Origin of the sequence: Rhizobium redzepovicii, from assembly GCF_019793435.1 — a bacterium.
Lineage (GTDB): Bacteria > Pseudomonadota > Alphaproteobacteria > Rhizobiales > Rhizobiaceae > Rhizobium > Rhizobium redzepovicii.
The window spans coordinates 253209-271844 of sequence record NZ_JAILYH010000005.1 but is presented as its reverse complement, the minus strand read 5'-3'; the positions used below and the strand labels follow the sequence as shown (position 1 = coordinate 271844).

The window sequence follows — 18636 nt, the reverse complement described above, 5'->3', positions numbered from 1 at the left end:
GGGCGTCTATGCGCGGTCGGCCGGATAGGGCGTGCGGATCAGGAGCACCAGTCCGCCGGCGAGAAACAGGATCAGCGTGGCCATTCCAAGCCGCGGTGATCCGCTCATATAGGTCACCAGCGAGAAGAGCAGCGTCGCCATGAAACTCGTGGCGCGCCCCGAAAGCGCGTAGATGCCAAAGTAGCGGCCGGCCTCTTCAGGGCTGACGCTGCGGGCGAGATAGGAGCGCGACGAGGCCTGCACCGGCCCGAAGGCGAACCCGATCAGCAGGCCGTAGAGGATATAGGCTTTTTCCGCCGCAGTGCCGAAGAGGCCGCCGGAATCCGCCGTCGGCAGCGGCAGCAGGCCAAACAGGGTGTAACCCGGTCCTGTCGAAATGATGCCGATCGTGGCGAGAAGCAGCATGGTCAGGCTGATGACGACCGTCACCTTCGAACCGACACCCTTGTCGATGCGGCCGGCGATCAGGCAACCGAAGATCGCGACGACATTGAGGATGATGCCGTAGATGCCGATCTCGATCGTTGCCCAGCCGAACATGCCGGCGGCGAAGATACCGCCGAGGATCAGCAGGCCGTTGACCCCGTCCTGATAGATCATCCGGGCGATGAGAAATCTCAGTATGCCGCGGCGTTCCTTGAGTTCGCCAAGCGTGTTTTTCACTTCCCGCAGGCCGGCGCGGACGGCGGGGCCGAACGGAAGACCTCTGCCGACATCCGGCGTGAAGAAGAACATCGGCAGGATGAAGATCAGATACCAGACGGCCGAAATCGGCCCGGTGATGCGTGCATCCTCTCCGGTCCGAGGATCGAGACCGAAGAGCGGCTCGAGGCCGAGGATGGTCTTGCCGCTCTCCGGGCTCGCCGCCAGAAGCGTCACGACGGCAATGAGCACGATGATGCCGCCAAGATAACCGAGCCCCCAGGCTGTGTTGGACAGCTTGCCGACCTCGTGTTTGGCGACCAGGCGCGGCATCATCGAATCGTTAAAGACGATCGAAAACTCAGCCGAAATCGAGGCGAGGATCATGAAAATGACCGGATAAAGAACAGGCGAGCCGGGGGCTGCGAACCACAGGCAGAAAAGGCTCGCGATCTTGATGACCGCGAAAAAGCCGATCCAGGGCTTGCGTGCGCCGGACTGGTCGGCGATCGAGCCGAGGATGGGCGAGAGCAGGGCGATGATCACCGAGGAGATCGTCGCCATGTTGCTCCACGTCGTCTGCGCGGAAACCGGGTCATCGGTCAGACGGGAGACGAAATAGGGACCGAAGATGAAGGTGGTGACCACGGTAAAGAAGGGCTGGGCTGCCCAATCGAAGAACATCCACCCCCAGATGCCCTTCTCCGTGGCTTTCGGCGGCTGCGTTCCTGTCCAGTCGATGCGATTCAACATCCGCTCCTTTTCCGCGGACTGTCTCACCTCGCCCGGTCGCGCGCAAGATCGGTCAGGATACCTGCAGCAACGGTAATACGCGCAAGATTGGGATCGCCGCCGTCGCTGAGGCTCGATAGCTCTTCGACGATCCGGTTGATGCGGATGCGATCCTGGGCATGCCAGGCCTGAACCGGGAGCTTTTCCTTGCCGTGATCGGACAGCGCCGAGATGACGATGTCGCGTCTTGCGCTGGCGATCTGGTCGATGCTGCGGGCAAGCGCCAGGTTCTCGTAATGGTCGGAGGTGAGGATCCGCCCACCCGCCGCCAGCAGCCGGGCAATCCGGAAGGTCTGGGATACTGCGAAGTAGTTTTCAGCGGCGCGCACCAGGGGCTCGCCGGTGCGCTCGGCGATCTGCATGATCTCAGGCACGAGCGCGAAGGTCTGGAGGTTGGCGATCTCGGCTGCGAGCTTTTCGGGCACGCCCGCCTGGGTATATTCGGCTTGGCGCGCCGCGGCATCGCCGGCCGATTGTTCGGCAAAGGCGGGCTTCAGTTTCTTCAGAGCGGCCTGCAGCCGGCTAATCACTTCGGCCATATCCGACTTGGTCATCGCGGTCTTCAACAGCAGGCGCGTCAATACGGTAAAGCTATGGCTGATTTCCTCGTAGATACGGTTCTGCATTTCGCCGGATATCCGGCCGTCGAGCGCATCCGTTTCGGCCCAGAGCCGGGTCAGGTCGAAACCATCGCGCGCAACGATTGCCGCGCGCACCACTTCCGGTGCCGAAGCGGCCGTCGCATCCATCATGGCAACGGTGAAGCTCGGCCCGCCGCGGTTGATCGCTTCGTTGGCAAGCACCGTCGCGACAATTTCGCGCTTCAGGCGATGACCGGCGATATCGCCGGCGTTCGACTTCTGCATCTTGACGGGGAAATAATTCAAAAGCGTCGCGGTAAAATAGGGGTCATCCGGCAGATCGCTGGCGGCCAGCGCATCGAAGAGCACGATCTTGGCATAGGATACCAGCACGCCGATTTCCGGTCGCGTCAGCGGCTTGCCGGCGGTATAGCGTTCGGCCAGCGTCTGTTCGTCCGGCAGCGTCTCGACCTTCCGGTTCAACTGGCCGGCCGCCTCGAGCACGCTCATGAAACGGCCAAGCTCCAGGCCGTTTGCCGTGCCCTTGCGTTCCGTCAATGAAATTGCCAGCGACTGCAGGTAGTTGTTGCGCAGCACCAGGCTCGCCACTTCGCTGGTCATCGAAGACAGAAGCTGGTCGCGTTTTGCCCGAGTCAGGCGCCCGTCATGCATGGCGGCCGCCAGTGCGATCTTAATGTTGACCTCAACGTCCGAGGTGTTGACGCCGGCCGAATTGTCGATGGCGTCGGAGTTGCAGCGTCCGCCCTTGAGACCGTAGGCGATGCGGCCCTTCTGGGTGACACCGAGGTTTGCGCCCTCGCCGATCACCTTGGCGCGCACCTCAACCGCGGTGACGCGGATCGGGTCGTTGGCGCGGTCGCCGACTTCGGCATCGGTTTCGGACGGGGCTTTCACATAGGTGCCGATGCCGCCGAACCAGAGCAGGTCTACCGGGCTCTTCAGGATCGCCGTGATGATTTCGAAGGGCGTGGCCACGGCCTTGTCGATGCCGATGGCGGCCACCGCTTCCGGTGTCAGCGTGACCGATTTCGTCGCGCGGGAGATGATCATCGCACCCTTGGAGAGCACGCTTTTGTTGAAATCCTGCCAGCTTGACCGCGGCAGGTCGAAGAGCCGCTGGCGTTCGGCGAGTGTCTTTTCCATATCGGGATCAGGATCGATGACGATATCGCGGTGGTCGAAGGCGGCTATCAGCCGGATCTTCGGAGAGAGCAGCATGCCGTTGCCGAAAACGTCGCCCGACATGTCGCCGACGCCGGCGACCGTGAAGGGCGTCGTCTGGATGTCGATGTCCATTTCACGGAAATGGCGTTTGACGGTTTCCCAGGCGCCGCGGGCGGTGATGCCCATCTTCTTGTGGTCGTAACCGGCCGAGCCGCCGGAGGCGAAGGCATCGTCCAGCCAGAAGCCGGCTTCCTGCGCCAGCGCATTGGCGGTGTCTGAGAAGGTCGCGGTGCCCTTGTCGGCGGCGACCACGAAATAGGGGTCGTCGCCGTCGAGCCTGACCGTATCCTTCGGCGGCACGATCTCGGCGCCCGATATATTGTCGGTGATCGACAGCAGCGTGCGGATATAGGTCTTGTAAGCCTCGCGGCCGGCGTTGAAGATCTCGTCGCGGCTGCCGCCGACGGGGAGCTTCTTCGGATAGAAACCGCCCTTGGCGCCGACCGGCACAATGACCGCGTTCTTCACCTGCTGGGCCTTGACGAGACCGAGCACTTCGGTGCGGTAATCCTCGGCGCGGTCCGACCAGCGCAGGCCACCGCGTGCCACCTTGCCGAAGCGCAGGTGCACGCCTTCGACTTCGACGCCGTAGACGAACATCTCGCGGAAGGGTTTGGGCTGCGGCAGCCCGTCGACCAAGTGCGGATCAAGCTTGAAGGCCAGCATCGGCTTCGGCGATCCATCGGCATTCTTTTGGAAATAATTGGTGCGAAGCGTCGCATCGACGATATTGACGTAGCGGCGCAGGATACGGTCGTCGTCAAGGCTCGGCACGTCGGCAAGCTCGACTTCGATCGCCTGATGCAGGTCGGCAAGCTTCTTGACACGGGCCTTTTCGGAAAGCCGGGTATCGAGCGTGTCGTGGAAGAGCCGGAAGATGGCGGCGGCGACACCGGGATATTTGTCGAGCGTGGTGGCGATATAATCCTGCGAATAGGCGATGCCCGCCTGGCGGAGATAACGCGCATAGGCGCGCAGCACGTTCGTCTCGCGCGCCGAGAGCCCGGCCGAGAGGATCAGCCGGTTGAAGCTGTCATTGTCGATCGTGCCGGCGAAGGCGGCGACAAAAGCTTCCTCGAGGGCGGAGCCGTAACGCTGCAGATCGATGTCGCCGCCGTTGCGGGCCTCGAGTTCCATATCGTGCAGCACGACGAGTTTCGTTTCTCCGTCTGTCGCCGGTACATCGATGTCGAAGGTGCGTTCGCTGACGACATTGAAGCCGAGATTCTCAAGCAGCGGCACGCGGCGCGACAGCGCCAGCTGGCCGCCGGCGTGGAAAATCTTCAGCGAGAGGGTGCGGCTCTGCTCTTCCTGACGATGGTAGAATTCGATGCGAAGTGGCTCGCCGGCGGCGCAGGCAACGATATCGGCGAGATCGGCCACGGTTTCTTCAGGCGTGAAGGAATCCTGAAAGGCCTGGTCGACTGATATCTTCGGTGCCTTGGGTCCGGCCAGCGCCTCGAAACGGTCATCCCAGCGGGCGGTGATCTCGCGGATCACCTGCTCGAGCTTTGACTGCGGAATGCGCGGTGTTTTGCCGCCGGAGCGGCCGATGATGAAATGCACGCGCGCCACGCCGCCTTCCGGGAAAGCCGGGTAATAGGCGGAGACACGACCGTCATAGACGGTCTTCAGATAGGTGCCGATCCTTTCGCGGACGATCGAGTCATATTCCTCGCGCGGCACGTAGACGATCACCGAGACGAAGCGGTCGAAATGGTCGATGCGCGGCAGGACGCGCACGCGCGGCCGGTCGGCGAGGTCGTTGATCTGTTCGGCAAAACTGGCAAGCAGCGTGGTGTCGATCTGGAAAAGGTCGTCGCGCGGATAGGATTCCAGCGTGTTGTCGAGCATGCGGCCGGAATGGCTCATCGGGTCGAAGCCGAAATGTTCCTTCACCTTCTCGATCTTGGAACGCAGCAGCGGGATTTCCGAGGCGAGCGACGTATAGGCCGTCGAGGTGAAAAGCCCGACGATGCGCAGCTCGCCGGTGACGTTGCCGTCGGCGTCGAAGCGTTTGACGCCGACATAATCCATATAGGCCCGGCGATGGACGATGGATTTCACATTCGCCTTCGTGACGATCAGGAAGTCGGGACCGTCGAGGAAAGCAAGGATCTCAGGCGTCGTCGTCACGGCATCCTTGCCGGTGCGCAGCACGAGCACATCGGGATTGGAGAGAATGCCGAGGCCGGTACCCTTGTCGCGTTCGACCCTGGCGTCGGAACCCTTGCCGGAATAGACATATTCGCGCATCCCGAGGAACGTGAAATTCTCGTCGCGAAGCCATGTCAGGAAGGCGACGGCTTCATCGCGATCAGCCTTCTTCCGGCTGGCGCCATTGGCTGAAAGCTCGGCGATCACCCCATCGATCTTGGAGAGCATCGGCTTCCAGTCGGACACCGACAGGCGGACCTGCTCGAGCACGGTTTCGATGCGTTTGACGAGATCAGAGGCTTGGTCGGAGTTGAGCGGCGCAATATGGAGCTGGATATGGCTGACGCGGTTGGCCGGGTCGCTCGGGTGATCGGCGGAATAGAGCGCAGGCGCCTTACCTTTCTCCATGACCAGGATGGGGTGCACGGCCATGAACAGATCGCGATAGGTGCTCGTCACTTCACCCATGACCGATTCAAACAGGAAAGGCATGTTCCGATCAGTGACCGAAAGCACCGAAACGGCAATGCCACCGGGCGTCACATCGGCGATGGTGTCGATGCCGACGCGGGGCGCCTTGCCGTTCCAGGCGGCGAGTTCCTTTGCCGAATGCACGGCGGAGAGCGCCAGCATCTCAGGCGTATAGAGTTCGAGATCGTCATTGCTGGCCCGTCCGAAGAGAATTTCCGGATCGAGATGCGCTTCGCCCGTCGCCTTGGCGATCTTGCGCGCGCTTTCGATCTGCTTTTCCCGTTTCGGATTGTTTCTGGCAGCCATGAATCGCCTCCCGCAATGGACTGGTTTTCTGCAAGCTAGCAGAAGATTTCGCGAAAAAATCTCTAAAATGCGGCCTTGAGGGATCGTATTGATGCTTTTTTGACGCTGGAAATGGGAAATTGTCAGAGATTTTTCCGATTTCATGGCCAAAACGAACGGAAGGATCCTCTTTTTGTTTTTCGTTCCGCGGCACATTTCCATGTTCACGTGAAGAACGGTTGACAGCGTGGCGTCAAAAAGATCATCAAACGCGGTCATCATTCGGATCTTGTCTCATGTCGGAAAATGCAGCGGGCGCAGTCATCGTCATCTCCAGCCATGTGGTGCGCGGCTCGGTCGGAAACCGGGCGGCCGTCTTTGCCCTGGAGACGCTTGGTCATCCGGTCTGGGCGATGCCGACCATCGTGTTGCCCTGGCATCCCGGCCACGGCCGCTCGACGCGGCTTACATTTGCGGAAGCGGATTTCGACGCGGCGATCGACGATCTGATCCGGGCGCCCTGGATCGGCGAAGTCAAGGCGGTGCTTTCGGGCTATTTCGGCAATGCCGCCCAGGCGCGCTCCGTGGCTCGGCTGATCGCCGCGCTCAGGCAAGATAATCCCGAGCTTCTCTATGTCTGCGACCCCGTCATGGGTGATCTCGGCGGTCTCTACGTGCCGGAGGCGACCGCCGAGGCCATTCGCGACCATCTGATCCCACTCGCGTCGCTGGCGACGCCGAACCGCTACGAACTTGCATGGCTGTCCGGGGCAGCACTTGACGACAACAGCGCGATCATGGAGGCGGCGCTGGCGCTCGGGCCGTCGCGCATGCTCGTCACCTCGGCCGTGCCGATGATGGCAGGGGGTACCGGCAATCTCTATCTTTCCGGCCGTCACGCGCTTCTTGCCGAGCACCGCGTCGTCGAAAACCCGCCGAACGGTCTCGGCGACCTGCTGGCTGCCGTCTTCCTGTCGCGCCTGCTTTCCGGTCTCGAGGACGAAAAGGCGCTTCAGCTTGCCACAGCAAGCGTCTTCGAGGTGCTGGCACGCGCCGTCAAGCGCGGCAGCAACGAGTTGATGCTGGCGAGCGATGCGTCCAGCCTCTCGACGCCGATGGCCATGGTGCAGATGCGCCGGCTCGTGCACCCGGCGCAGCGGCGGAAAAAATGACGCATCCGTCAATGTACTCATTTTGCAGTGCAGCAGTTGATCTTGTCTTCCGCGCGCGCTAATCCAGAAGCATGCAGCGTTTTCCAAATTCCCTTCTGGACGGTTACCGCAACTTCATGAACGGGCGTTATGCCGATGCCCGCGACAGGTATCGACTGCTTGCCGAAAACGGTCAGAGTCCGAGCACGCTGGTCATTGCCTGTTCGGATTCACGTGCCGCACCGGAGCTGATCTTCGATGCCGGCCCGGGTGAGCTCTTCGTTATCCGCAACGTCGCCAACATGGTGCCGCCCTACGAGCCGGACGGCCATTTCCATTCGACGTCGGCCGCGCTCGAATTTGCGGTGCAGGCGCTGAAGGTCTCGGATATCGTCGTGATGGGCCACGGCCGCTGCGGCGGCATCCGCGCCGCGCTCGATCCCAATGCCGAGCCGCTGTCGCCGGGCGATTTTATCGGCCGCTGGATGTCGCTGGTCAAGCCCGCTGCCGAGCAGATCCAGAGTAATGACGTGATGACGGCCGCAGAGCGGCAGACGGCGCTGGAGCGTGTCTCGATCCGCAATTCGATCGAAAATCTCAGAAGCTTTCCCGACATCAAGGCACTCGAGGAAGCGGGAAAAATGCATCTCCATGGCGCGTGGTTCGATATTTCGACCGGCGAACTCTGGGTGATGGACGCCGAGACACGTGACTTCATTCGTCCCCAAATCTAGGGATCTGCCGCTTTATCAGTTTATTAAGAATTGCTGCTAAGATTGGCGTCAATTGGTCGCGCACGACCGACGTTTTGAGTACCGTGGCGATTGGCGATGAAGTTCGAGACCATCAAAAGGGTTATCCTGGCCGCCATCATGCTGCCCTTCGTCTTCATGCTCATTGAAGGCGTCGTCGTCATACGGGCTTCAGTCAACCAATACAGGGATCTCGAGAAAGACCGGCAGTTCGCCGACGTTCTTGCCCGTGGCGGGTCGATCGCCGCCACGGAGATCCTGAGCGAAATCGGTGCCACTCGCATTTATCTCGCGCATCCGAGCAGCAAAACTGCCGCTGATATGCAGAAAAGCCGGGCAACGCTCGATGACGAGCGCCTTGCCTTCTATGCCAGCCTGCCTTCCCGCGATACGCTCGATGAAGGGCTTGCGGAAGAATTGTCGATTCTCAGCCTTGCCTACAGCCGCATCGTCGCCGCGCGCGGCGCCGTCGACCAGGGCCGTTATGTCGGCAGCGATCCCGGGTCGATCTACTGGTACGCAGCTCTCAAGCAGCTTGCCGTCGTCGATGCGCTTTCACCCTTGATCAGCGACCCGGTGCTGCTGGAGAAATCCAACCAGCTGATGGGCATCATGCTGACCTATTATGGGGAGAGGCTGATCACCGGCATTGGCAGCCGTTACCTTGACCAGGGCGTGTCCGCCAGATTTCCGGTGGAGCTGTTCGTGCAGGGCAAGGTCATGATCGGCGAGGGCATGGATCACATGGTCTTCCATTCGGCGGCGCCGATCGTACGCGACATTGTTGCCTATCTCGGTCGCCGCGACCAGGTGAAGGCGAATGCGATCACCGACGCCATTCTCGCCGGATCGCGGCCGACGCCTGAGGTGCGCGACGTCTGGGCGGCTGCGCAGAGCGAACGCATGACTTTCCTGCAACAGAAAATGATCGAGGCGGCGAGAGATATTCACGAGACCGGCGAAAACTTTTCGACGCGTTCGCATATACACCTGACGCGGATCCTGGCGCTGTGCGCCGGCTTGCTCATCCTCGCGACCTTGGTGATGATGCTGGCGGCAAGGGGTCTGCGCCTGATCGATCGGCTGACGCGGGACCGGGAGACGCTGGTCGGCGAGTTGCGCAACGCGGCCCAGACCGATCTCCTGACCGGCCTTTACAACAGGCGCGGCTTCGAGTTTGCCGCATCGGCGCTTCTCACGCAGGCCGAGCACGGATCACGCTGGATTTCCGTCGTGCTCTTCGACCTCGATCATTTCAAGAAGATCAACGATATCAACGGCCATGACGCTGGCGATGCCGTGCTCCGGCATGTCGCGGGCGTCGCGCGCGCGAATTTCCGTTCCTTCGATCTGCTGGTCCGTCATGGCGGCGAGGAGTTCCTGGCGCTCCTGCCGGATTCGACGCCCGACGATGCGGCAATCGTTGCCGAGCGCGTGCGGCTGGCGATCGAGGCGGCGGAAATCCCCTTGGAGAGTGGCGAGGTTCTCAGGGTGACGGCAAGTTTCGGATGTGCCGGCCGGGCAAATGAAGCCGCCAACCGGAACTTCGAGGATCTGGTCAAACGCGCCGATCTCTCGCTCTACGCCGCCAAGGCCTCCGGCCGCAATTGTGTCGTTTCGGGGCCAATCGTCCCGGCGCAGGAGGAGCGCCGCAAGACGGCCTCCGGCGGCGGCTTTGATTCCCGCATATAAAAAACGCCGCATGTCCCAGCGGCGTTTTCGGGTATCGTTGTCGAAGAAGACCTATTTGCCGTCGATCTGCTGGCCGATATAAGCGATTGCCTGCTGATAGACGCTGGCGGCGTTCCAGCCCTGGATGGCGACGAAATTCGGCTCTCCGGGCTGATAGCCGGCGCCGGCGCGCCAGCCATGGCCCTTGAGGAAATTCGCCGTCGAGGCCAGTGCATCGGCACGCGAACCGACCATGTCAACTCGGCCATCGCCATCGCCGTCGGCGCCGAAGCGCACGACATTGCGCGGCAGAAACTGCGTCTGGCCGATTTCACCGTGGGCAGCACCCTTGGCCTGCGGGCTCAGATAACCCTCGGAGACGAGCTGGAGCGCGGCATAGAGCTGGTCGGTGAAATAGTCCGAACGGCGGCAGTCATAGGCGAGCGTCGAAACGGCCGACAGCGTGTGCTGGTTGCCCATATAGCTGCCAAAACCGGTCTCCATGCCCCAGATGGCGATTAGCGGGCCGGCCGGAACGCCGAAACGGCGCTCGATCGAGGCAAAAAGCGCCTGGTTGGCGGCTTTCATGCTGCGGCCGCGGGAGATGACGGCGGCACCGCCGCGCTTCTGCATGAAGGCGTCGAAGGAGAGTTTGAAGCTCTTCTGGCCGCGGTCGGCGGCGATCGTCGGTTTGTTGTAATTGACGTTGGCAAAGGCGCGGCTCAGAACCGCCTGGCTGACGCCATTGGCTGCTGCCGTCTGCTTGAAATCGGCAACCCAGGCCTCGAAGCCGGCGCTGGTATTGCCGCATTGCGGTCCTTGCGCGAACGCCGGTACCGCATGGAGGACGCCCATTGCCGCAGCGGCCGCCAGAAACAACTTTTTCATGCGCATTGAGAAACCCCGCTCTCGATCTGCATAGTTTTTAGGCGGGCAAGAGAATGCCAGCCACTCACGATTTTGTCACGATCACCTTTTAGCGAGCGCTTATACAGTTGATTTGCCCCGGAAAAGCCCCGCTCACCGAGCAGGGCTTTAACATCTTATGGTTTACAAATCGTATCAGGCGGCCTGCTTGCGCGGCTTGACGAGGCCGCGATTGACCAGCAGCTCGGCGATCTGAATGGCGTTCAATGCGGCGCCCTTGCGCAGGTTGTCGGAGACCACCCAGATGTTGAGGCCGTTTTCGACCGTCGCGTCCTCGCGGATGCGCGAGATGTAGGTCGCGTCCTCGCCGGCGGATTCATAAGGCGTGATGTAGCCGCCGTCCTCACGCTTGTCGATGACGAGGCAGCCTGGTGCATCGCGCAGGATATCGCGGGCCTGGTCGGCGGTGATCTCGTTTTCGAACTCGATGTTGACGGATTCCGAATGGCCGATGAAGACAGGCACGCGCACTGCCGTGCAGGTCACCTTGATCTTCGGGTCGAGCATCTTCTTAGTCTCGGCCAGCACCTTCCACTCTTCCTTGGTGTAGCCGTCTTCCATGAAGACGTCGATGTGCGGGATGACGTTGAAGGCGATACGCTTGGTGAACTTCTTGTTCTCGATCGGATCGGCGACGAAGACGGCGCGCGTCTGATTGAAGAGCTCGTCCATGCCGTCCTTGCCGGCGCCGGAGACCGATTGGTAGGTCGAGATGACGACACGCTTGATCTTGGCGAAGTCATGCAGCGGCTTCAGCGCAACCACCAGCTGGGCGGTCGAGCAATTCGGGTTGGCGATGATGTTGCGCTTGGTGAACTGGCTGATGGCGTCCGGGTTCACTTCCGGCACGATCAGCGGCACGTCGGCGTCGTAACGCCAGGCCGAGGAATTGTCGATGACGATGCAGCCCTGCTGACCGATCTTCGGCGAAAACTTCTTGGAGATTTCGCCGCCGGCCGACATCAGGCAGATATCGGTGTCGGAGAAATCGTAATTCTCCAGATTGGAAACCTTCAGCGTCCGGTCACCATAGGAAACCTCGGTGCCCTGCGAACGCGCGGAGGCGAGCGCCACGACCTCATCGGCGGGGAAGCCGCGTTCGGAGAGAATGTTGAGCATCTCCCGGCCGACATTTCCGGTTGCTCCCGCAATTGCTACTTTGAAACCCATTTCTCAAGCTCTCTTTCTCTTCTCTCCTCTTGTCCGGTGAGGGGAAAGGCGCGACGGATCGCGTCTTCCTGTCCCCAGCCGAGCCGGGGAGAGAGCGGCAGGCCAGAGACGTCAGACGGTTTTCGTCGTCGTTTTGGCCTTGGTTTTGGCAGAAACCGGAACGGCAATATCCACCCCGGCAACCCGTGCCCGGTCATTGCGGTCAGCAATGGCGTGTTCGTCGCGAACCATGGAGATTCCTTTTCCGCTGTTGCTCTTAGAAGGTTTTCCACAGGAGTCAAGGTTTTTGCGCTCGGAGCCTGCAGGCGAAAGCGGCAGCCACGACGCTGCGGCGTTTTGTCATGCCGCTGTCATCCCCGGGAGGTATCCCGGCTCGGTTATTTAATGACTGCAACGAAAACGGGGGTTTTCCATGCGTACGCTTCTTGCCGCCTTTGCGGCCACCACCATGCTTGCGGGCGCGGCTCAGGCGACAACGGTCTATCCGCTCGATCGCGCCACGATTCTTGCCGGTTCGCCGTTCGATTTCAAGGTCGAACTCAACAAGCAGGTCAAGCCCGAAGACGTGAAGATCACGGTCAACGGCCAGGACTACAAGACCGTCCTCGGCGGCGAGGCGCAGTTCGTCGAACTGGAAAAGGGCAAAGAGGATAAGGCTCTCGGTTCCGCTCTGCTGCTGCGCGGCCTGAAGATCTCCGCTCCCGGCGCCTACAAGGTCGAGGTTGCTGCCGGCGACGAAACGAAGTCCGTCACCTGGAATGTTTACGAAACCGCGGCCCAGCCGAAGGCCAAGAACATCATCTTCCTGCTCGGCGACGGTCTTTCCGTCGCGCATCGCACCGCTGCCCGCATCATGTCGAAGGGCATGACCGAGGGCAAGGCGAACGGCCGCCTGAACATGGACGATCTCGATCGCATGGCTTTCATCGGCACCTCCTCGACGAATGCCGTCTCCACGGACTCCGCCAATACCATGTCGGCCTACATGACGGGCCACAAGACCGCCGTCAACGCGCTCGGCGTCTACGCGGACCGCACCCCGGCCTCGCTCGATGACCCGCGCGTCGAAACCTTCGCGGAAGCTGTTCGCCGCACGACGAAGAAGTCGATCGGCATCGTCGCAACCGCCGAAGTCGAAGACGCGACGCCGGCTGCCGTCGTTTCCCATACCCGCAACCGCAACGACAAGGCCGATGTCGTCGGCATGCTGCTCGACGTCAAGCCGGAAGTCCTGCTCGGCGGCGGCTCGGCCTATTTCCTCGGCAAAGAGGTCGCCGGTTCCAAGCGCAAGGACAACCAGGACTACATTAAGCTGTTCCAGGATGCCGGCTACAAGCTTGCGACCGACAAGAACGAGCTCGCCGCCAATGCATCGGCCGAAGGCAATCTCCTCGGTCTCTTCCACACCGGCAATATGGACGTCACGCTCGATCGCGAGTTCCTGAAGAAGGGCACCGTCGACAAGTTCCCGAACCAGCCGGGTCTCGTCGCCATGACCAAGGTTGCGCTCGACCGCCTCTCCAAGAATCCGGACGGTTTCTTCCTGATGGTCGAGGGTTCCTCGATCGACAAGATGTCGCATCCGCTCGATTGGGATCGCGCCGTCTTCGAAACCATCGAATTCGACCAGGCCATCGGCGTTGCCCGCGAATTCCAGAAGGCCCATCCGGACACGCTGATCGTCGTCACCGGCGACCACACCCACGGTGTATCGATCATCGGCACCGTCGATGACGACAAGCCCGGCACCGAAATGCGCGAAAAGGTCGGCACCTATGCGGAAGCCGGCTTCCCGAACTACAAGGACGAAAACGGCGACGGTTACCCTGACAAGATCGACGTCAGCCGTCGCCTGTTCCTGAGCGCCAACAACGGCCCTGACCACTACGAGACCTTCCGTCCGAAGCTCGATGGTCCGTTCGTTCCGGCTGTCCAGAACGAAAAGAAGGAATATGTCGCCAACGAGCAGTACAAGGATGTTCCCGGCGCGGTCTTCGTGCAGGGCAATATTCCGAAGACCGGCGACAGCGGCGTCCATGCGGTCGACGACGTCGTCCTGCAGTCGGCCGGTCCGGGTTCTGAAGAGTTCCATGGCTATATGGAACAGAGCGACGTCTATCGCGTGCTCGCCGACACCTTCGCTCTCGGCGCCAAGCAGACGAATTGATCTGAGGCCGATCCGGCAGTCGCTTGCCGGCTTTGCCTGTTTCGTCGATCATGGTCCCGGCCGTTCAGCGGCCGGGATTTAATTCTTGGAGATCGCCATGGAAAAGCTCCCTTCGCTGCATCTCAGCCGCCGCGGCCTGATCGGCGCCATCGGCACGCTGGCTTTCGCCGCTGTTGCTCGCCCGAGTTTTGCAGCAGGTTCCGTGATCAGTTTCGATGAGCTTTATGGCAAGTTCGGCGTGCTCGGCCTTGAATTTTCCGACAAGGTGAAGCGCCTTGCCGGGCAGGAAATCAGCATGAAAGGTTTCATGGCGCCGCCCCTGAAGGCCGAGGCTCAGTTCTTTGTGCTCACCGAGATGCCGATGTCGCTCTGCCCCTTCTGCTCCTCGGATGCGGACTGGCCGGATAATATCGTCGTCGTCTATCTCGGGGAGAAACAGACCTTCGTGCAGCCGCGCCAGACGATCGAAGTGCGCGGCATGCTGGAATATGGCTCCTGGACGGACCCGGACACCGGCTTCGTCAGCCTGCTGCGGATCCGCCGGGCCGAATATTCCGCCGTCTGAACCGATATGCTCGCTCTCAATATCGAAAACCTAGATGTCACCTTCCCAGGCCTGTCCTCGTCGGCGCTGGCAATCACTAGCCTGTCGATCGATGCCGGCAGCAGGGTTGCCATTACAGGCGCGTCCGGATCCGGCAAGAGCACTTTCGTCAATATCGTTGCCGGGCTGGAACGGACGCGCCAGGGCCGCATCCGTTGGAACGGCGAGGATATTGCTGGTTTTTCCGAAAGCCGGCGCGACCGGTTCCGTGCCGCCAATATCGGCCTGGTCATGCAGGAATTTCATCTCTTTCCCGGCCTGTCGGCGCTGGAGAACGTGCTTTTACCGGCGCGGCTTGCGGGTGTCGCCACGGCTGATGTCATTGAGCGGGCGCATGCGCTTTTGAGCACGGTCGGTCTTTCCCGCCCCGGCCAGAAGATCGAAACCATGTCGCGCGGCGAGATGCAGCGCGTGGCGATCGGCCGGGCGCTGCTGCGCAAGCCCGGCGTCATCATTGCCGACGAACCGACGGCAAGCCTCGATGCCGAAAGCGGCGAGGCTGTCGGCGATCTCATCCTCGATCTCGCCTTTGCCGAAGGCAGCACGCTGATCGTCGTTTCACACGATCAGCGCCTTGCCGGCCGCCTCGACCGGCGTATCACCTTCGGTTCCGGCCGGGTCAGCAACGATTCCGCGGCAACGGCGGGAGAGGCTATATGATCCGTTTCATCTTTTCCGATCTTCGCCGCCTCTGGGCGGGGTCGCTGGTGGTCGTGCTGCTGGTGGCGCTTGCGACCGCGCTCGGCGTTTGCGTCGTGCTGCAGGAGCGGGCGCTTCGTCTCGGCAGCGCACGCGCTGCCGACAAGTTCGATCTCGTCATCGGCGCCGGCGGCAGCGAGACGCAGCTCGTGCTGTCCTCCGTTTTCCTGCAGCCCTCGCCTTTGCCGCTGATGCCGGGCGATGTGCTGGCCAGGCTTGCCGCCGATCCCCGCGTCGACTGGGCGGCGCCGATCGGCTTCGGTGATTCCTTCTCCGGCTATCCGATCGTCGGCACGACGGTGACGTTGGCGGAGAACCTGTCTGGCGGCTTTGCCGAGGGCAGGATTTTCGCCCGCGAGGGAGAAGCGGTGATCGGCTCTGCGGTCAAGTTACCGCTCGGGGCCGAGATCAAGCCGATGCATGGCGTGGCGGAAGAAGGCGGCGAGACCCACACCGAACTCGTCTATCACGTCGCCGGCCGCTTGCGGCCGACCGGCACGGCCTGGGACCGGGCCATTCTGGTTCCGATCCAGGCCGTCTGGCATATCCATGGTCTGGGGGCGGAAGAGCATGAAGGCGAGGCTGGACACGATCATGAGCATGAAGGCGCCGGTCACGATGTACATGAGCATCACGGCGAAATCGACCCGGATGCCGTGATCGACGAGAAGTGGGCTGCGGATGCTCCCGGCCTTCCCGCCATCCTCGTCAAGCCGAAGACGATAGCCGACGCCTATAAGCTGCGGCAGGAGTATCGCAGCGGCAATACCGTCGCCGTTTTCCCCGGCGAGGTGCTGACCAATCTCTACGGCACGCTCGGCGACGCCAAACAGATCCTTGTTGCGGTCGCCGCCGGCGCGCAAGCGCTCGTCGCCGCCTCGCTGGTGCTGGTCACGGTCATCCATATCGGCCAACGCCGGCGCCAGATCGGCGCGCTGCGGGCTTTCGGCGCCCCGCGCGGCGCGATTTTCGGCATCGTCTGGCTGGAATTCTTCTTCCTGGTGGCCGTCGGCATCGGGCTCGGTTTCACGTTCGGTTACGCTGCGGCGCTGACCTTGTCTGGCATGTTCTCTCAGACGAGCGGGATCGCCATGCCGGTCGGTTTCGCCCGTGAAGACGCCGGGCTTGCGGCGGTGCTGCTCGTCTTCGCGACAATTTTGGCCGCGCTGCCGGCGGTGCTCGCCTACCGGCAATCGCCGGCGCAGGCGCTGAGAGCGTAACCAGGCCGGCTGACGACTCGGCTGCCTGCCAAGCGCGTTGCCATTAGACTAAAGTCATAATCCCAAAGCATCTCTCTTTTTGATCTGCCGTTTCTGGCACACTCTCGTCAGGCGTGTCGCGGCCAGGGGTCTGCTTTGAGGAGAGTAGGTCGCGCGCGTGCTCATCACTCTGTGGAGGACAGACAATGGCAAATGTCGCAAGCATCGACGGCGCGAAGGCCGGTCCGATGACCGGCGAAGAGAAGAAGGTGATCTTCGCTTCTTCGCTCGGCACCGTTTTCGAATGGTATGATTTCTATCTCTACGGTTCGCTCGCCACCTATATCGGCGCGACCTATTTCACCCAATATCCCGAGGCGACGCGCAACATCTTCACGCTGCTTGCCTTTGCCGCCGGCTTCCTGGTGCGCCCGTTCGGCGCGCTGGTATTCGGCCGTCTCGGCGATCTGGTCGGCCGGAAGTACACCTTCCTGGTGACGATCATGATCATGGGTCTGTCGACCTTCCTCGTCGGCATCCTGCCGGGTGCCGCCACCATCGGCATCGCAGCCCCGATCATCCTGATCGCACTGCGCCTGCTCCAGGGTCTGGCGCTGGGCGGTGAATATGGCGGTGCGGCAACCTATGTCGCCGAACACGCGCCGAACGGGCGCCGCGGCTACTTCACCTCATGGATCCAGACGACGGCGACGCTCGGCCTGTTCCTGTCGCTGATCGTCATCGTTCTGGTTCAATATCTGATGGGTGCGGCTCAATTTGCTGCCTGGGGCTGGCGCATTCCGTTCCTGGTCTCGGTCGTCCTGCTCGGCATTTCCGTCTGGATCCGCCTGAAGATGAACGAATCACCCGCGTTCCAGCGCATGAAGGCGGAAGGCAAGGGCTCCAAGGCGCCGCTGACCGAAGCCTTCGGGACATGGAGAAACGCCAAGATTGCGATCATCGCGCTTCTCGGCGCCACCATGGGCCAGGCGGTCGTCTGGTACGGCGGCCAGTTCTATGCATTGTTCTTCCTGCAGAACGTGCTGAAGGTAGACCTGCAGTCGGCCAACATCATGGTCGCCATCGCGCTCTTCCTCGCCACGCCGTTCTTCGTCATCTTCGGCGGTCTCTCCGATAAGATCGGTCGCAAGCCGATCATCATGGCAGGCCTTCTCATCGCGGCGGTAACGTATAATCCGCTGTTCAAGGCGATGACCTGGACGGCCAACCCGGCGCTTGCCGAAGCACAGGCCTCGATCCGGGCAACGGTTACGGCCGATCCGGCGGATTGCAAATTCCAGTTCAATCCGACCGGCACGTCGAAGTTCACCAGCTCCTGCGACGTGGCGACGGCGTTCCTGACAAAGAACTCGGTGCCTTATGATGTCGTGTCCGGTCCCGCCGGTCAGCCGGCAACGGTAAAGGTCGGCAACGAGACGATCCCGAGCTTCGACGTCGTTGCCGCCGGCGACAAGGCCAAGGGCATGACCGCGGCTTTCGAAAAGGGCGTCAATATCGCGCTCCACGATGCCGGCTATCCGCTGAAGCGCGGCGCCGCCAAGGTGCCGGATGCCAAGCTCGATGCTTTCATCGCAGCCAATCCGGAACTGTCGCTGAATGCCGATACCGTGCGTGCCGGCGAGAAGGAAACCATGCCGGCGGCCAAGCTGGTCGAGACCAAGCTGCTGACGGCGGATGAGGCCAATGGCGTCACCGACATGGCGGTCTATAACGTCGCCAATGGCGGCGCTTTCGCCATGACCGCCGATCCCGCCCGCGTCAACTGGATCGGCACGATTGCGATCCTGTTCGTGCTCGTCCTCTATGTAACGATGGTCTATGGCCCGATCGCCGCTCTGCTGGTCGAGCTTTTCCCGACCCGCATTCGCTATACCGGCATGTCGCTGCCCTATCACATCGGCAACGGCTGGTTCGGCGGCCTGCTGCCGGCGACGGCCTTCGCGATGAGCGCTGCCGCGGGCGATATCTATTACGGTCTCTGGTACCCGATCGTCTTTGCGTCGATCACCCTGGTGATCGGCCTGATCTTCCTGCCGGAAACGAAGAACAGAGATATCCACGCTATGGACTGAGCGGCGCTTCAGCGCTTGAGGTAAATGGCC

At 61.7% G+C, this 18636-nt stretch carries 13 protein-coding genes; 8 read left to right on the top strand and 5 right to left on the bottom strand.

Going from position 1 to position 18636, the window contains the following annotated elements; genetic code table 11:
• Nucleotides 1-6: 6 nt before the first annotated feature.
• Together K6N12_RS10270 and K6N12_RS10265 are read right to left on the bottom strand one after the other, a co-directional pair.
• Nucleotides 7-1395 (bottom strand): MFS transporter, encoded by a 1389-nt coding sequence (locus K6N12_RS10270; RefSeq protein WP_097625074.1) that lies wholly within the window; start codon nt 1393-1395, stop codon nt 7-9.
• Nucleotides 1396-1418: 23 nt separating this feature from the next.
• Entirely contained in the window at nt 1419-6194 is a 4776-nt protein-coding gene (locus tag K6N12_RS10265) for an NAD-glutamate dehydrogenase (RefSeq protein WP_131710933.1), read from the bottom strand.
• Between the two features lie 275 nt (nt 6195-6469).
• Between K6N12_RS10265 and pdxY the strand changes: the two genes are divergently transcribed.
• The 3 genes from pdxY to K6N12_RS10250 all read left to right on the top strand — a co-directional run bounded on the left by pdxY (nt 6470) and on the right by K6N12_RS10250 (nt 9768).
• The gene (gene pdxY, locus K6N12_RS10260) at nt 6470-7345 is read left to right on the top strand and encodes a pyridoxal kinase PdxY (RefSeq protein WP_131710932.1); all 876 of its coding nucleotides are present in this window, start codon (nt 6470-6472) and stop codon (nt 7343-7345) included.
• Nucleotides 7346-7416: 71 nt separating this feature from the next.
• Entirely contained in the window at nt 7417-8058 is a 642-nt protein-coding gene (locus K6N12_RS10255; RefSeq protein ID WP_097625071.1) for a carbonic anhydrase, read from the top strand.
• 96 nt (nt 8059-8154) lie between these two features.
• Nucleotides 8155-9768 (top strand): GGDEF domain-containing protein, encoded by a 1614-nt coding sequence (locus tag K6N12_RS10250; RefSeq protein ID WP_097625070.1) that lies wholly within the window; start codon nt 8155-8157, stop codon nt 9766-9768.
• A 51-nt stretch (nt 9769-9819) separates the two neighbouring features.
• Here the strand turns inward: K6N12_RS10250 and K6N12_RS10245 are convergent, their stop codons facing one another.
• The 3 genes from K6N12_RS10245 to K6N12_RS34800 form a co-directional block, all read right to left on the bottom strand.
• Entirely contained in the window at nt 9820-10641 is an 822-nt protein-coding gene (locus K6N12_RS10245; RefSeq protein ID WP_097625069.1) for a lytic murein transglycosylase, read from the bottom strand.
• Nucleotides 10642-10809: 168 nt separating this feature from the next.
• Nucleotides 10810-11844 (bottom strand): aspartate-semialdehyde dehydrogenase, encoded by a 1035-nt coding sequence (locus K6N12_RS10240; RefSeq protein WP_003589565.1) that lies wholly within the window; start codon nt 11842-11844, stop codon nt 10810-10812.
• 111 nt (nt 11845-11955) lie between these two features.
• The gene (locus K6N12_RS34800) at nt 11956-12162 is read right to left on the bottom strand and encodes a hypothetical protein (RefSeq protein ID WP_097625068.1); all 207 of its coding nucleotides are present in this window, start codon (nt 12160-12162) and stop codon (nt 11956-11958) included.
• Nucleotides 12163-12256: 94 nt separating this feature from the next.
• Between K6N12_RS34800 and K6N12_RS10230 the strand changes: the two genes are divergently transcribed.
• The 5 genes from K6N12_RS10230 (at nt 12257) to K6N12_RS10210 (ending at nt 18606) form a co-directional block, all read left to right on the top strand.
• On the top strand, nt 12257-14011 hold the full coding sequence (locus tag K6N12_RS10230) for an alkaline phosphatase (RefSeq protein WP_097625067.1): 1755 nt from the start codon (nt 12257-12259) through the stop codon (nt 14009-14011).
• A 97-nt stretch (nt 14012-14108) separates the two neighbouring features.
• Nucleotides 14109-14576, top strand: a complete 468-nt coding sequence (locus K6N12_RS10225; RefSeq protein ID WP_097625066.1) for a hypothetical protein — start codon at nt 14109-14111, stop codon at nt 14574-14576.
• 6 nt (nt 14577-14582) lie between these two features.
• Nucleotides 14583-15275: an ABC transporter ATP-binding protein gene (locus K6N12_RS10220; protein ID WP_097625065.1), complete on the top strand. Its 693-nt coding sequence runs from the start codon at nt 14583-14585 to the stop codon at nt 15273-15275.
• Nucleotides 15272-16534 (top strand): ABC transporter permease, encoded by a 1263-nt coding sequence (locus tag K6N12_RS10215; RefSeq protein ID WP_097625064.1) that lies wholly within the window; start codon nt 15272-15274, stop codon nt 16532-16534. The genes K6N12_RS10220 and K6N12_RS10215 overlap by 4 nt, the downstream gene beginning before the upstream one ends.
• A 185-nt stretch (nt 16535-16719) precedes the next feature.
• Nucleotides 16720-18606, top strand: coding sequence for an MFS transporter (locus K6N12_RS10210; protein WP_097625063.1), 1887 nt, complete (start codon nt 16720-16722; stop codon nt 18604-18606).
• Nucleotides 18607-18636 lie beyond the last annotated feature (30 nt).

Coding starts and splice junctions, on each gene's coding strand:
- K6N12_RS10225 (WP_097625066.1), top strand. CDS start 14,109: ATGGAAAAGCTCCCTTCGCTGCATCTCAGCCGCCGCGGCCTGATCGGC.
- K6N12_RS10265 (WP_131710933.1), bottom strand. CDS start 6,194: ATGGCTGCCAGAAACAATCCGAAACGGGAAAAGCAGATCGAAAGCGCG.
- K6N12_RS10220 (WP_097625065.1), top strand. CDS start 14,583: ATGCTCGCTCTCAATATCGAAAACCTAGATGTCACCTTCCCAGGCCTG.
- K6N12_RS10230 (WP_097625067.1), top strand. CDS start 12,257: ATGCGTACGCTTCTTGCCGCCTTTGCGGCCACCACCATGCTTGCGGGC.
- K6N12_RS10210 (WP_097625063.1), top strand. CDS start 16,720: ATGGCAAATGTCGCAAGCATCGACGGCGCGAAGGCCGGTCCGATGACC.
- K6N12_RS10255 (WP_097625071.1), top strand. CDS start 7,417: ATGCAGCGTTTTCCAAATTCCCTTCTGGACGGTTACCGCAACTTCATG.
- K6N12_RS10250 (WP_097625070.1), top strand. CDS start 8,155: ATGAAGTTCGAGACCATCAAAAGGGTTATCCTGGCCGCCATCATGCTG.
- K6N12_RS10270 (WP_097625074.1), bottom strand. CDS start 1,395: ATGTTGAATCGCATCGACTGGACAGGAACGCAGCCGCCGAAAGCCACG.
- K6N12_RS10245 (WP_097625069.1), bottom strand. CDS start 10,641: ATGCGCATGAAAAAGTTGTTTCTGGCGGCCGCTGCGGCAATGGGCGTC.
- pdxY (WP_131710932.1), top strand. CDS start 6,470: ATGTCGGAAAATGCAGCGGGCGCAGTCATCGTCATCTCCAGCCATGTG.
- K6N12_RS10240 (WP_003589565.1), bottom strand. CDS start 11,844: ATGGGTTTCAAAGTAGCAATTGCGGGAGCAACCGGAAATGTCGGCCGG.
- K6N12_RS10215 (WP_097625064.1), top strand. CDS start 15,272: ATGATCCGTTTCATCTTTTCCGATCTTCGCCGCCTCTGGGCGGGGTCG.